At 28.6% G+C, this 12,384-nt stretch carries 14 protein-coding genes; 7 read left to right on the forward strand and 7 right to left on the reverse strand.

Features of this window, described 5'->3' with window-relative positions; genetic code table 11:
- The first annotated feature begins 2 nt into the window (after nucleotides 1-2).
- From rlmB to HRT41_11440, 5 genes are read left to right on the forward strand one after another with little or no spacing between them, the layout of a single operon-like run.
- A complete protein-coding gene (gene rlmB, locus HRT41_11420; protein ID NQY24629.1) occupies nucleotides 3-692 on the forward strand; it encodes a 23S rRNA (guanosine(2251)-2'-O)-methyltransferase RlmB in 690 nt (229 codons plus the stop codon).
- A gap of 1 nt (nucleotide 693) precedes the next feature.
- A complete protein-coding gene (locus HRT41_11425; protein NQY24630.1) occupies nucleotides 694-1,515 on the forward strand; it encodes a hypothetical protein in 822 nt (273 codons plus the stop codon).
- A 1-nt stretch (nucleotide 1,516) separates the two neighbouring features.
- Nucleotides 1,517-2,725 carry an LL-diaminopimelate aminotransferase gene (locus HRT41_11430; protein ID NQY24631.1) on the forward strand — a complete coding sequence of 403 codons (1,209 nt, stop codon included), beginning with the start codon at nucleotides 1,517-1,519 and terminating at the stop codon, nucleotides 2,723-2,725.
- 17 nt (nucleotides 2,726-2,742) lie between these two features.
- Entirely contained in the window at nucleotides 2,743-4,005 is a 1,263-nt protein-coding gene (locus tag HRT41_11435; protein ID NQY24632.1) for a homoserine dehydrogenase, read from the forward strand.
- 34 nt (nucleotides 4,006-4,039) lie between these two features.
- Nucleotides 4,040-5,383 carry an MATE family efflux transporter gene (locus tag HRT41_11440; protein NQY24633.1) on the forward strand — a complete coding sequence of 448 codons (1,344 nt, stop codon included), beginning with the start codon at nucleotides 4,040-4,042 and terminating at the stop codon, nucleotides 5,381-5,383.
- Between the two features lie 75 nt (nucleotides 5,384-5,458).
- On the opposite strand, the gene HRT41_11445 is transcribed toward HRT41_11440, so the two are convergent.
- The 4 genes from HRT41_11445 to HRT41_11460 all read right to left on the reverse strand — a co-directional run bounded on the left by HRT41_11445 (nucleotide 5,459) and on the right by HRT41_11460 (nucleotide 8,163).
- A complete protein-coding gene (locus tag HRT41_11445; GenBank protein NQY24634.1) occupies nucleotides 5,459-5,659 on the reverse strand; it encodes a hypothetical protein in 201 nt (66 codons plus the stop codon).
- Between the two features lie 20 nt (nucleotides 5,660-5,679).
- Complete coding sequence (locus tag HRT41_11450; protein NQY24635.1) at nucleotides 5,680-6,264, reverse strand: polyisoprenoid-binding protein; 585 nt, start codon at nucleotides 6,262-6,264, stop codon at nucleotides 5,680-5,682.
- Between the two features lie 104 nt (nucleotides 6,265-6,368).
- Complete coding sequence (locus tag HRT41_11455; GenBank protein ID NQY24636.1) at nucleotides 6,369-7,529, reverse strand: HAMP domain-containing histidine kinase; 1,161 nt, start codon at nucleotides 7,527-7,529, stop codon at nucleotides 6,369-6,371.
- Nucleotides 7,510-8,163: a response regulator transcription factor gene (locus HRT41_11460; protein ID NQY24637.1), complete on the reverse strand. Its 654-nt coding sequence runs from the start codon at nucleotides 8,161-8,163 to the stop codon at nucleotides 7,510-7,512. The genes HRT41_11455 and HRT41_11460 overlap by 20 nt, the downstream gene beginning before the upstream one ends.
- Nucleotides 8,164-8,269: 106 nt before the next feature.
- Here HRT41_11460 and HRT41_11465 point away from each other — a divergent pair, with 106 nt between their 5' ends.
- Together HRT41_11465 and HRT41_11470 are read left to right on the forward strand one after the other, a co-directional pair.
- The gene (locus HRT41_11465) at nucleotides 8,270-8,725 is read left to right on the forward strand and encodes a DUF411 domain-containing protein (protein NQY24638.1); all 456 of its coding nucleotides are present in this window, start codon (nucleotides 8,270-8,272) and stop codon (nucleotides 8,723-8,725) included.
- Nucleotides 8,726-9,166: a cytochrome c gene (locus HRT41_11470; protein NQY24639.1), complete on the forward strand. Its 441-nt coding sequence runs from the start codon at nucleotides 8,726-8,728 to the stop codon at nucleotides 9,164-9,166. It begins immediately after the preceding gene.
- A gap of 188 nt (nucleotides 9,167-9,354) precedes the next feature.
- Here HRT41_11470 and HRT41_11475 read toward each other — a convergent pair whose 3' ends face one another.
- From HRT41_11475 to rlmN, 3 genes are read right to left on the reverse strand one after another with little or no spacing between them, the layout of a single operon-like run.
- Nucleotides 9,355-9,621: an RNA-binding protein gene (locus tag HRT41_11475; protein NQY24640.1), complete on the reverse strand. Its 267-nt coding sequence runs from the start codon at nucleotides 9,619-9,621 to the stop codon at nucleotides 9,355-9,357.
- A gap of 58 nt (nucleotides 9,622-9,679) precedes the next feature.
- The gene (locus tag HRT41_11480; GenBank protein ID NQY24641.1) at nucleotides 9,680-11,086 is read right to left on the reverse strand and encodes a glutamate--tRNA ligase; all 1,407 of its coding nucleotides are present in this window, start codon (nucleotides 11,084-11,086) and stop codon (nucleotides 9,680-9,682) included.
- Nucleotides 11,087-12,193, reverse strand: coding sequence for a 23S rRNA (adenine(2503)-C(2))-methyltransferase RlmN (rlmN, locus tag HRT41_11485; GenBank protein ID NQY24642.1), 1,107 nt, complete (start codon nucleotides 12,191-12,193; stop codon nucleotides 11,087-11,089).
- Nucleotides 12,194-12,384 lie beyond the last annotated feature (191 nt).

Genomic DNA, 12,384 nt, shown 5'->3' on the forward strand with positions numbered 1-12,384 from the left:
CCATGATAATATATGGAAAACAAGTAGTACTTTATGTACTCAACAATCACCCTCAGTTAATAGATGAAGTATTTTTTGCAAAAGAAATTGACAAAAAAATGTTCTCTAAGTTTTTAAAGTTAGGTAAGAAAATACACAAACTTGATAATCAAAAAGCACAGGCTTTAGCAAAAGGTGGAAATCACCAAGGTTTTTTCTTAAAACTTAGTATTTACGAATACAAAGATTTTTCTGAAATGAAAGAACTTAATTTTGTATTAGTACTTGATGGTTTAACCGATGTTGGTAATATTGGAGCAATTTTACGAACAGCACACTCTTTAGGTGTTGATGGTGTTATTGCCTCTGGTATTAAAACATTAAAAGAATCAGGTCTAGTACGTACGAGCTCAGGAGCTATGTTAGATATTCCTTTTTGTAAACATCCCAATTCAGGAGATGTAGCAAATGAATTAAAACAAGCAGGTTTTGCTTTAATTGGTGCTACTACAGATGGTGTTGATTTAAAAAAATACGGAACCATTGAAAACAGTGGAAAAGTAGCTTTAGTTCTTGGAAGTGAAGGTACAGGAATCTCTAAAAAAGTGATTAATAAACTGGATTTAAAAGTTTCTATTGGAATGTGTAATGATTTCGATTCTCTAAACGTTTCAGTTGCAGCTGGAATCTTAATTTATAACTTAAAGAACTAAAATGTTTAAAGCCGTTTTACTGTCTTTTTTTCTAGTACTTAATCTTTCTTCTTCTGTTTTAAAAGAAAAAATAGAAAACCTTATTGGAGAAGAAGAATATGCTGTGCATAAAAACCTAGTAAAATTTTTATTTAAAAATGAAGACAAGTATTTAAATGGCGAAAACATTCTTTATATTCCACTTATAAAAAAACTAGAAGACAACGGTTTATTAAAACTTGGTTTCTCTTCACCTCAAAATATCAACTTAGAGTTTAAAGCCTCTTATGATGCTATTAAAACACTTAAGATTCTTAGAAATACGCTTAAATCTTTAGGTTATTATTATTACTTTATTACTAATACAAGTTATTCTACACAAGGACAATTAACTTGGAGCATTCAGTTAAAAACAGAAGCCGCCATCAATCCTTTGATACTATCAAAGGAATTGTTGAAAAATTCTTGTAAAGTTGTCGATATAACAAGAGTAGAAAACAACAAATGGATATATACAATCGATACGCAAAACGGCTCAATATTTGAAGCCAAGAATGTATTAAACAATGAAAGCATTAAATTAAGTAAACCCTTAAGACCTTATTTTTTAACAGTAGATGCAAATGCAAAAAGCATTTATATTAAAAGTAGAATCTTAAACAATTGGTTTCCTTATATTGCATTTTATGATGAAGACTTAAATATCTTGGGTGTAAAAAAACAAGATTATAAAACATCACGAATGAATGTTTCATTGCCAGAAAATACAAAATATATAAAAATTAAAGACCAATTTTCATTAATTAATATTAAAAGAGGTCTTAGTATTACAATTAAGGAGTAATATGTTTCCAGAGATTGAATTTGAAAGAATGAAAAGATTGCCAAATTATGTTTTTGCAGAGGTAAATAACATAAAAATGGAAGCACGACGAGCGGGCGAAGATATTATTGATTTTTCTATGGGAAATCCTGATGGTCCTGCCCCACAACATATTATTGATAAACTAAAAGAAGCAGCTAGCAAAGATAAAAATCACGGTTATTCTTCAAGTGCTGGTATTTATAAACTAAGATTAGCTATTTGTAATTGGTATAAAAGAAAATACAATGTAGATTATTTAGATCCAGATAAACATGCAGTTGCAACAATGGGTTCAAAAGAAGGTTATGTAAACCTAATTCAAGCAATAGTAAATGTAGGCGATGTAGCAGTAGTTCCCGATCCTACCTATCCTATTCACTCTTATGCATTTATGTTAAGTGGTGCAGCTATTCACAAATTTGAATTGGCTTATGGAAAAGATTTTGCAGTTAATGAAGATGTGTTTTTTGAGCGTCTTCAAAAAACCTTGGATGAATCTATTCCAAAAGTAAAATATGTTTTGGTTAATTTTCCACATAACCCTACTTCAGCTACGGTTACACCAGAATTTTATCAACGTTTGGTTGATTTAGCAAAAAAAGAACGTTTTTACATAATCTCAGATATTGCTTATGCAGATATTACTTTTGATGGATATAAAACTCCTTCAATTTTCGAGGCTATTGGTGCTATTGATGTTGCAGTTGAGAGTTTTACTTTAAGTAAATCTTACAATATGGCTGGCTGGAGAGTTGGTTTTATGGTAGGAAATGAAAGACTTATCGGGGCTCTTAAGAGAATTAAATCTTGGCTTGATTATGGAATGTTTACACCTATTCAAGTAGCAGCTACTGTTGCATTAGATGGTCCACAAGAATGTGTGGCTGAACATATTGAAAAATATAGAATAAGAAGAGATGTTTTATTAGAAGCATTTGAAGATGCAGGATGGGAAATGGACAAACCCAATGCTTCAATGTTTATTTGGGCAAAAATTCCAGAAAAAGCAAGACACTTAGGTTCAATGGAGTTTTCAAAACAACTCTTAACCCAAGCAAAAGTAGCAGTAAGTCCAGGTATTGGTTTTGGACATTATGGCGATGAATATGTTCGTATTGCATTGATTGAAAATGAAAAAAGAATCAGACAAGCGGCAAAAAATGTTAAAAAATATTTAAAAACTTTATAAAAAGTACAGGAAAAGAAATGTTAAAAGTAGGAATAATTGGAGTAGGAACTGTTGGTGCAAGTGTTGCGAATATATTAAAAGATAATGAAGATATTATCACAGCACGTGCAGGAAAAAAAATTGTTCCTGTTATTGGAGTGGTTAATAACTTAAAAAAAGACAGAAATGTCAGCATTGAGCTTACGGATGATATTAACAAAGTGCTTAACGATGATTCAATTGATGTAATTGTTGAATTAATGGGAGGCATTGAACTGCCTTTTGATGTTGTTAAAAAAGCACTTAAAAAAGGGAAAGCAGTGGTTACTGCTAATAAAGCCCTATTGGCTTACCACCGTTACGAGTTACAAGATTTAGCAGGGGAAACTCCTTTTGAATATGAAGCAGCAGTTGCTGGTGGGATTCCTATTATTAATGCATTAAGAGAAGGTTTAAGTGCCAATCATATTGAAAGTATAAAAGGTATCATGAATGGTACTTCAAATTATATGCTTACGAAAATGATTAATGAAGGTATTGACTACGATTCTATTTTAAAAGAAGCCCAAGATTTAGGTTATGCTGAAGCTGATCCTACTTTTGATGTCGGTGGTTATGATGCTGCACATAAATTACTTATTTTAGCTTCTATTGCTTATGGAATTGATGCTAAACCTGAAGATATTTTAATTGAAGGTATTCAAAATATTGCTCCTGCTGATGTAGATTTTGCAAAAGAATTTGATTATGCAATTAAACTTTTGGCAATTGCAAAAAAAGTAGGTTCAAAAATTCAATTACGAGTACATCCTGTTCTTATTCCAAATACACAAATGATTGCAAGAGTAGATGGTGTTATGAATGGTATTTCTGTAATAGGAGATAAAGTTGGGGAAACAATGTATTCAGGACCAGGTGCAGGTGGAGATGCTACGGCTTCTGCTGTAGTTGCTAACTTAATTGATATTGCAAGAAAAGGAAAAGGTTCTCCTATGCTTGGATTTGAAAAATCTCATAACGAAGAATTAAGCCTAATGCCTAGAGAAGAAATTGAATCTAAATATTATATTCGATTAGAAATAGAAGATAAAGCAGGCGTTTTAGCAAAAATATCCTCTTTATTTGAAGAGAATAATATTTCAATTGAAAAAATGATTCAAAAACCCTTAGAAAACAATAATTCGAATTTATTATTAGCTACTCATATCTCACTTGAAAAAGATATATCAAATGCATTAAGTGCATTAAAACAAACAAGTGAAGTTAAAAGCACACCTTCCATGATAAGAATAGAGGACTAAGCCTCTATTCACCCTATTTCTCAAAGGAGAAAATATGTCAAATGAATATTTACTCAAAGATGATATTCCATCCCTCTTAAAACAAATAGCCATTCCTGCATCTACTGGAATGTTTTTTAATACTATGTACAATGTTGTCGATACTTTTTATGCAGGACTTATTTCTACCCAAGCTATTTCTGCACTTACTTTATCTTTTATGATATTTTTTGTCATCATTGGTTTAGGATATGGATTTTCATCTGCTATTACTGCTTTAATTGGAAATGCTTTTGGGAAAAAGAAAAATCATCTGGCTTCCATCTATGCCCATAAAGGTATTATGTTTTTTATCATATTAAGCCTTATACTTACTGTTGTAGGCTTTATAATATCGCCTTATATGTTTGAGGTTTTAGGGGCTAAAGATGAGTATTTAAGTGATGCTTATGCTTATATAGATGTTATTCTATATGGTACGATCTTTTTTATGATCAATTTTGCTTTAAATGCTATTTTAGTAGCACGTGGAGATACAAAATCGTATAGAAACTCTTTGATTTTTGGTTTTTTTGCCAATTTAATCCTAAATCCTTTGTTTATTTATGGGTTTTTATTTATTCCACCTATGGGTATTGCAGGACTTGCATTATCAACGGTTTTAATTCAATTCTTTAATAATCTTTATTTATTTAAAAAAGTATTAGATACAAAACTTATTCATTTTAATAAACTTGAATATTTTTTGCCTCATAAAAAAATATATCTTGATTTTATTCAACAAGGAACAGCATCATCTTTAAATATGTTAATTATGGCTTTTGGATCTTTAATTCTGATGTATTTTGTAGCATCTTATGGAGTAAATGCAGTTGCTGGTTATGGAATAGGTTTTAGAGTTGAACAGTTAATGTTACTTCCAGCCCTTGGATTAAGTACTGCTGTTTTAACGCTTGTTGCTAATAATTATGGGGCAAAAAAATATGACAGAGTATATTTAATTGTTAAAAAAGCTTTTATTTATGGTTCTGTTATTTCTACATTTGGAATAGCTTTTTTGTATATATTTGGAAAATTGATTATTTCTCAGTTTGATGACAATCCAGAAGTAATTGCCTATGGTTATGATTATATACTTATTGAAGTATGGATTTTTTATGCTTATATTATTTTGTTTATTTCTATTTCTACCTTGCAAGCCATTAAACAACCTAAAATGATATTTTATATAGCTTTATACAGACAAATTATTGCAAAACTGTTGGTAGCTTATATTATTGTAATTTATTTAGAACTTGATTTTATTTATTTATGGGTAGGAATACTTGTAATGATTTATTCAGCTGCTATTTTTACCTTTATTTATACCAAAAAGAAATTAAAAACTCTGTGTAATTAATGAAAAAAGAAGAGCATTATTATGCTCTTCTTTTTTAATGTAATATTCTTATGTTTACGGCAATAAAATAAGAATTTACATAGAATCCATTTTTTTCTTTTTCATCATGGCTTCATCATCTTTCATCATTCCATCTTTTTTCATCATTGTACTTTCTTTCTTCATCATAGTACTTTCGTTTTTCATCATACCATCATCCATATTGTCCGCTTTATTAGCACAACCTGCTATTACAAACGCAAGACCTAGTGTTACTACCATCATTAATTTTTTCATTGTTTCTCCCTTTAATATACTTATTTTTCTATTGCTTCTACATCAATAGTAATTTTTACTTTTTCACCTACAGCAAATCCACCAAATTCTAAAGCTTTGTTCCATGTAAGCCCAAAATCTGCCCGATTAATCTTGCTTACTAAAGTAAAACCAACTCTGTTATTTCCCTTAAAATCTTTTATAACACCTAAGTCTTCAACATCAAATTGAACAACTTTACTTATATTTTTAATTTTTAATTCACCCGTCATAACACCATGATTATCACTCATTTTTTTGTATTCAGCCATTTTAAAAGTCATTTTTGGATACATATTGGCTTGAAAAAAGTCTTTACTTCTTAAATGTTTATCTCTTTTTTCGTTTTGAGTGTTTACTGATGCTAAATCAACTGTTGCATTAAAAGTATTAAAAGATTTTGTTTTGTAATCAAAATCAATAGCAGCTTCATATGTTTTAAAATTTCCTTTAACATTACTAATCATTAAATGTTTAATCGAAAAACCAACATTGCTGTGTGCAAAATCTAATTTGTGAACACTGGCATTTAATGCCATGGTCCCCACAACACATAATGATCCTAAAATCCCAAGTACTTTATTCATATTAACTCCTAAGGTTTTGATGAAATGATTTTATATATTTTTTGTGTAGAGAGTGTAAAGAATCTTTTTTTGCATTATTTTAGAATAAGTAGAATAATTATTTTTTATAATTTTAAAGTGAAGGTTGTTCCTATTTTTTCTTCTGATTTTACTTGAATATTAATATTATATTCTTCACAAATGCGCTCAACTATACTTAAACCAATTCCAAAACCACCCTGTTCACTCGTTGCTCTGTAGTAACGTTTAAAAATATCTTTGATTTTATCTTTGTTAATTCCAATACCTGAATCTTCTATACTTAGAGTATTGTTTTTTAAAAAAATACTTATTTTCCCATCTATTTTATTGTATTTGATAGCATTATTTAATAAGTTTAAGAACAGCCTTTCAAAGTCTTCTTGTTTGATTTTATACAAAGTACTTTGCAAATCTAAAATAATATTTATCTTTTTTTGTTTTATTTGAGGAGATAAAGATTCTACTTGCTCTTTTATTAATAAAGATAAATCTAAGTCTAAATCAATTGAGTCTTTTTTTTCCTTGTTATTTTCTAAAAATAAGTAACGCAAATCTTTATAAATATCTGAAATTCTTTTTGCACTAATACGTATTCTTTGGATTTGTTTTGTGCTTAGATTATCATTTTGAATGGACATTAAAATTGCAGTAAGAGGAGTATTTAATTCATGAGTACTGTCTTTGATAAAATTATTAAGTTTTATTCTCTCTTCTTTAATAGGTGCAATAAAAAGTTTTGCTAAATAAAATGCTAACAAAGTAACAAAAAAATAAATACTTGAAAAGAAAATAAAGATTTCTATTTGTAAATGTTCTACTTTATTCGTATAAGAATGTTCTTCAAGAGTAATATAATATACGCCTAAATGTCCTAGCGCTGAATCATCAGTAAGTACGTAGTTATTACCATGTTTACGAAAACTTAGATCAAAATCAATTTTATGTACAAGATTACCAAGAATTTTTTCTTTATTTACATTGTACAAAGCCATTTTGTATTTTTTGTTTGCTAATAAAATAGATGGATCAAAATCATTGTTTGTCATATGTGCATAAATTATTTTTGAAGACAATAAAGAAACCTCATAATTCATATTTGATTTAATTAAATCAGCATAGAGTTTTTTTTCATTTTCATAATAAAAAAAAGCAATAATAAGTATTAAAATAAAAGAAGATCCTAAATATAAAAATAAAAACCTTAAGAGTGCTTTTTTTTCACCGCTAATTAAATTGATAGCCAAGTCCTCTTATGTTTATAATATGATCTGCACCAAGAATCTTTCTTAAATTTTTAATATAGGTTCTTATTGTTGAACCAAGAGGTGCTTCTTCATAAGCCCAAACATTTAAACAGATATTCTCAACGGAAAGCATTTTGTTTTTATTACGTATTAAATAGTCTAAAACATCTGCTTCTTTTTGAGATATTTTTATTTTTTTATTGTCTTTTTTTATTACTAATCTTTTTTTATCAAAAAATAAATCTTTTGCAATCTCTATTTCTTTGTTACTAATATTAAAAAGTCTTATCAGATTGTTTATTCTTAAATCCAATTCTTTTAAATCAAAGGGTTTTTTAATGTAATCATCACAACCTGCTTCAAAACCTTTTTCAACATCACTAAGCATATCTAGGGATGTAATGAAAATAGCTGGAGTTAGTATAGATTTTTCACGTAAGTCTTTTAATAAAGTAAAACCATTAATACTAGGAACATTCACATCAAAAAGAAGCAAATCAAAGGTCTGGGAATACAAAAGACTTTCAGCATCGGCACCATTAAATACACTTATTACTTCATAATTATTTTTTAATAAATGTTCTTCTATAATCTCATTTAACATAGGATCATCTTCTAATAATAATATTTTCATACTTTTTCCTTGAAAAATTATATCATAAGTTTATTAGTAGAAGATATATTTACTCTCCACATAACTTGCACAAAAAACTGCTACAATTAAGGCTAAAAGGACAAAAATGATAAATATAAAATTACCAATATTAAAAAAATCTCTCTTAATACTTACTCTTTTAGCAAGTAATGTTTTCGCAATTGAAGGCAAAAAGATGACTGTTTATAAATCTCCTTTTTGTGGATGTTGCACAGAATGGACAAAAATTATGGAAAAAAAGGGTTTTGATATTACGGTTATTAAAACAGAAGAAATGAATGAAATAAAAAATAAACTTAATATTAAAAACGAACATGCTTCTTGTCACACAGCAATTGTAGATGGCTATTATATTGAAGGTCATGTAAATTATTCAGCAATTAAAAAACTTTTAAGCGAAAAACCAAGTAATATTGCAGGATTAAGTGTTCCAGGTATGGTTGTGGGAAGTCCAGGAATGGAATACAAAGATATTAAAAAACCTTATAATATTTTATCAATAAACAAAAAGGGAACAAGTAGTATTTACGAAAAACATTAAATGAAAAAGATTATTTTACTTCTTGTTTTTTTTCTTCTGCTTTTTTTATTAAATTATATTTACCTAACTCCAAGTGCTTATGATAAGCGCTGGTTTAATGAATCAAATGTAAATAAGGGAAAAAGTATTTTTTTAACAAATTGTGCCAGCTGTCATAAAGAGGATGCAAGTGGTACTAGATTATGGAAAAAAACAAATAAAGATGGGTTTTATCCCCCTCCTCCTTTAAATGGGCAAGCTCATACTTGGCATCATGATTATAATACTTTAGCAGAAATCATTACTAAAGGAGGCAAACTTTATAATGGGAAAATGCCTGCTTTTGAAAAAGAACTAAATAAAAATGATATTAAAAATGTAATCGCTTATTTTCAAAGTTTTTGGAAAGATGATGTTTATGATATTTGGAAAAGTATGAAAAAGAATAGTGATTTTGAATGATTTCTCTCTTATACCTTCTAATTAAATTATAAAAAGAGTACTTTGCCTTCAGATAGTTACTTTTTGTCTTTAAGGGCATTTAAAATTCGTTTATGAGTATTTTATAAATTGAGGGTAATATCTTTTCATTAAATAATTATAATTATTATTTAATGAAAAGAAAACTAAAGATTTAGTTCTCTTTTAAACTAGTAAGATTGACCTGGTTTTTCTTCTCTTGGTTTTGCTTCATTGACTCTTAATGTTCTTCCATCACATTCATTTCCATTTAAAGCTTCAATTGCTTCGTTTCCTGCGAGAGATGTTTCCATTTCTATAAATCCAAAACCTTTAGATCTTCCAGTTTCTCTGTCTGAAATAATAGTAGAATTTTTTACAGCTCCAAATTTAGCAAAAACTTCTTCTAAATCTTTACTGTCCATTTTATACGACAAGTTCCCTACATAAATATTCATGTTATATTTCCTTTTTAGTATATAGAATTATACTAGCAAAAAAAATATAACAAATAGATTAGTTTTCTACATCTTTGTTGAAATTTTTAGCAATAGCAGTAGAAAATCTTTTAATAGTTTCTTGCCATCCTAAAACAGCCATTATGTCATAAACAGAAGGGGCTTGTGTTACTCCCGTAAGTGCAATGCGAATAGGTTGAAAGATTTGAGGAAATTTTAATTCATTTTCTTCAATAAATGGTTTTGTAATTAACTCGTAATCATCTGCCACTAATAAAGTATCTTTTTTTGATTCTAACAAAGAGATATATGATTTTAAAATATCTAAAGTATTTTCTTTCACAAATTTTTTGCTTCCTTTTTTCTCATACGAAGCGGGAACAAGCAAAATTTTATTAACAGATGCTTTTAATTCTACCAGCGTATTTGCTCGCTCTTTTGATAAATCCAAAATCATATCTTTTTTATCATAAGAACTTAAATCACAATCAAAAAATTTAAGCTCTTTTATTAGTCTTTCATTTGTTGCATTTTTTATATAGTGTGAATTTAACCATAAAAGTTTTTCTTCATTGTATGCAGAAGCAGATTTATTAATTGTATTGGGATCAAATAATTCTAACATTTCATCCATTGAAAATATTTCTTGATCTCCATTTGACCAACCAAGTCTTACCAAAAAGTTCAATAGTGCTTCTGGTAAATATCCCAATCTTTTGTATTCCATAACATCCATCGCCCCATCTCTTTTAGAGAGTTTTTTTCCAGCAGGATTATTAATCATAGGAACATGATAAAATTTAGGAATAGAAAAACCCAAAGCATTGTAAATTACAATTTGTTTTGGCGTATTTGTTAAATGGTCATCGCCTCTAATAACATCTGTCATTTTCATTAATGCATCATCAATAGCAACAACAAAATTATAGGTAGGCATACCATTTGATCTTGCAATTACAAAATCATCTACTTCAGAAGCTTGAAAACTCATAGATGATTTAACACCATCTTCAAAATTAATCACACCTTCTAATGGGGCTTTAATTCTAATAACTGGAGTAACTCCTTCTGGGGGAGTTCCTGTAAAATCTCTGTATCTTCCATCATATCTTGGTGTTTGTTTTTTACTCATTTGATCTTCACGTAAAGCATCAAGTTCATCTCTGCTCATATAACACTTATATGCTTTTCCTTCATCAAGAAGTTGTTTGATGTATTTATTATATATATCAAGACGTTTTGATTGATATTCAACTTCTCCATCATAAGATAAACCAACCCAGGCAAAAGCTTCAATAATGGCCTTCATTGCTTCTTCATTATTTCTTGCTGTATCTGTATCTTCAATTCTTAATTTGAATTCACCCTTAGTTTTTCGTGCCCAAAGATAAGCATATAATGCTGTTCTTAATCCACCTATATGTAAATATCCAGTAGGACTTGGTGCAAATCGTGTTATTGCCATTTATTTTCCCTTAATTTTATTAGTCTTATTAACTTCTTCAAAATTGCTAGCGTCTTTTTCTTTTAACTGTCCACAAGCAGCAGAGATATCTAAACCTTTTGATTCTCTAATAGTACTTAATTGACCTTTTGATATTAAAAAGTTTTTGAAGCTCTCCATTGTCTCAACACTTGGTCTTTTGTAAGGGGTTCCAGGATAAGGATTAAAGTAAATCAAGTTTACCTTGGCTTTTATACCATCAAGTAATTTGATTAATTTAGCTGCATCTGCTAAAGAGTCATTTTTATCTTTTATTACTAAGTATTCAAACATAACTTTTTTTCTGGCATCAACAGGAAAAGCTTTTACCGCATCAATAATAGATTGAATATTATAAGCTTTATTCATAGGAATTAGCTCTGATCTTAATTTATCATCAACAGCATGCAATGAAATTGCCAACTGAATACCTAAATCTGCTTCCCCAAGTTTAATTATCTTAGATGAAATACCAGAAGTTGATACCGTTTGTCTTCTCCTTGCAATTGATAAACCATCTTCTTCAGAAAATATTTTTACAGCTTGTACAAAGTTTTTATAATTATCAAGAGGTTCACCCATTCCCATATAAACAATATTTACTGCTTTATTAGCTGCAATATTATTGTCTCTTTTTAAATGAACAATTTGTGCAATGTATTCTCCTACTGTTAAGTTTCTTACGAAACCACCTTTTGCCGTTAGACAAAAAGTACAGCCTATTTTACAGCCAACTTGAGAAGAAATACATACAGTATATTTTTCACTTCTCTCAACAATTCCTTCTTCATTAATCTTCTTTTTTTTCATCAATAAAAGAACAGCTTCAATAGTATGTCCATCTCTTAATTTAAATAAATACTTAATACTACCATCTGTGCTTTCTTCTTTTCGTACTTGCTCTAAGATAGAAATATCATAATTATTTGATATCAAGTTGTCTTTTAAATCTTGAGGTATGTTCTTCATATCGTCGTAAGAAGTTACGTATTTTTTATAGATCCAATCATAAATTTGTTTGGCTCTAAATGAAGGTTTCACTTCTTCTTTTAATTCTTCTAAGGTGTAATCATAAATTGATTTCAACATTATCCTTTGTCTATATTATTTTGTATTTTAACATTATTTGTAATATTTTGATCTATTTTATTTACTATTATTTTACAAATTTCAAAACTCTTTTTTCAAGCCAATGTTTCATTTTATACATGAACAATAAATCGAAAAGAGGAATATGGATTTACTTATAGAATCATATTTTAAAGCTTAATGAATTTATT

This window comes from Campylobacteraceae bacterium (genome assembly GCA_013215945.1).
Lineage (GTDB): Bacteria > Campylobacterota > Campylobacteria > Campylobacterales > Arcobacteraceae > NORP36.

What these genes read in the sequence shown, in the direction of transcription:
- rlmB (NQY24629.1), top strand. Translation starts at nt 3, where the DNA reads ATGATAATATATGGAAAACAAGTAGTACTTTATGTACTCAACAATCAC.
- HRT41_11425 (NQY24630.1), top strand. Translation starts at nt 694, where the DNA reads ATGTTTAAAGCCGTTTTACTGTCTTTTTTTCTAGTACTTAATCTTTCT.
- HRT41_11430 (NQY24631.1), top strand. Translation starts at nt 1,517, where the DNA reads ATGTTTCCAGAGATTGAATTTGAAAGAATGAAAAGATTGCCAAATTAT.
- HRT41_11435 (NQY24632.1), top strand. Translation starts at nt 2,743, where the DNA reads ATGTTAAAAGTAGGAATAATTGGAGTAGGAACTGTTGGTGCAAGTGTT.
- HRT41_11440 (NQY24633.1), top strand. Translation starts at nt 4,040, where the DNA reads ATGTCAAATGAATATTTACTCAAAGATGATATTCCATCCCTCTTAAAA.
- HRT41_11445 (NQY24634.1), bottom strand. Translation starts at nt 5,659, where the DNA reads ATGAAAAAATTAATGATGGTAGTAACACTAGGTCTTGCGTTTGTAATA.
- HRT41_11450 (NQY24635.1), bottom strand. Translation starts at nt 6,264, where the DNA reads ATGAATAAAGTACTTGGGATTTTAGGATCATTATGTGTTGTGGGGACC.
- HRT41_11460 (NQY24637.1), bottom strand. Translation starts at nt 8,163, where the DNA reads ATGAAAATATTATTATTAGAAGATGATCCTATGTTAAATGAGATTATA.
- HRT41_11465 (NQY24638.1), top strand. Translation starts at nt 8,270, where the DNA reads ATGATAAATATAAAATTACCAATATTAAAAAAATCTCTCTTAATACTT.
- HRT41_11470 (NQY24639.1), top strand. Translation starts at nt 8,726, where the DNA reads ATGAAAAAGATTATTTTACTTCTTGTTTTTTTTCTTCTGCTTTTTTTA.
- HRT41_11475 (NQY24640.1), bottom strand. Translation starts at nt 9,621, where the DNA reads ATGAATATTTATGTAGGGAACTTGTCGTATAAAATGGACAGTAAAGAT.
- HRT41_11480 (NQY24641.1), bottom strand. Translation starts at nt 11,086, where the DNA reads ATGGCAATAACACGATTTGCACCAAGTCCTACTGGATATTTACATATA.
- rlmN (NQY24642.1), bottom strand. Translation starts at nt 12,193, where the DNA reads ATGTTGAAATCAATTTATGATTACACCTTAGAAGAATTAAAAGAAGAA.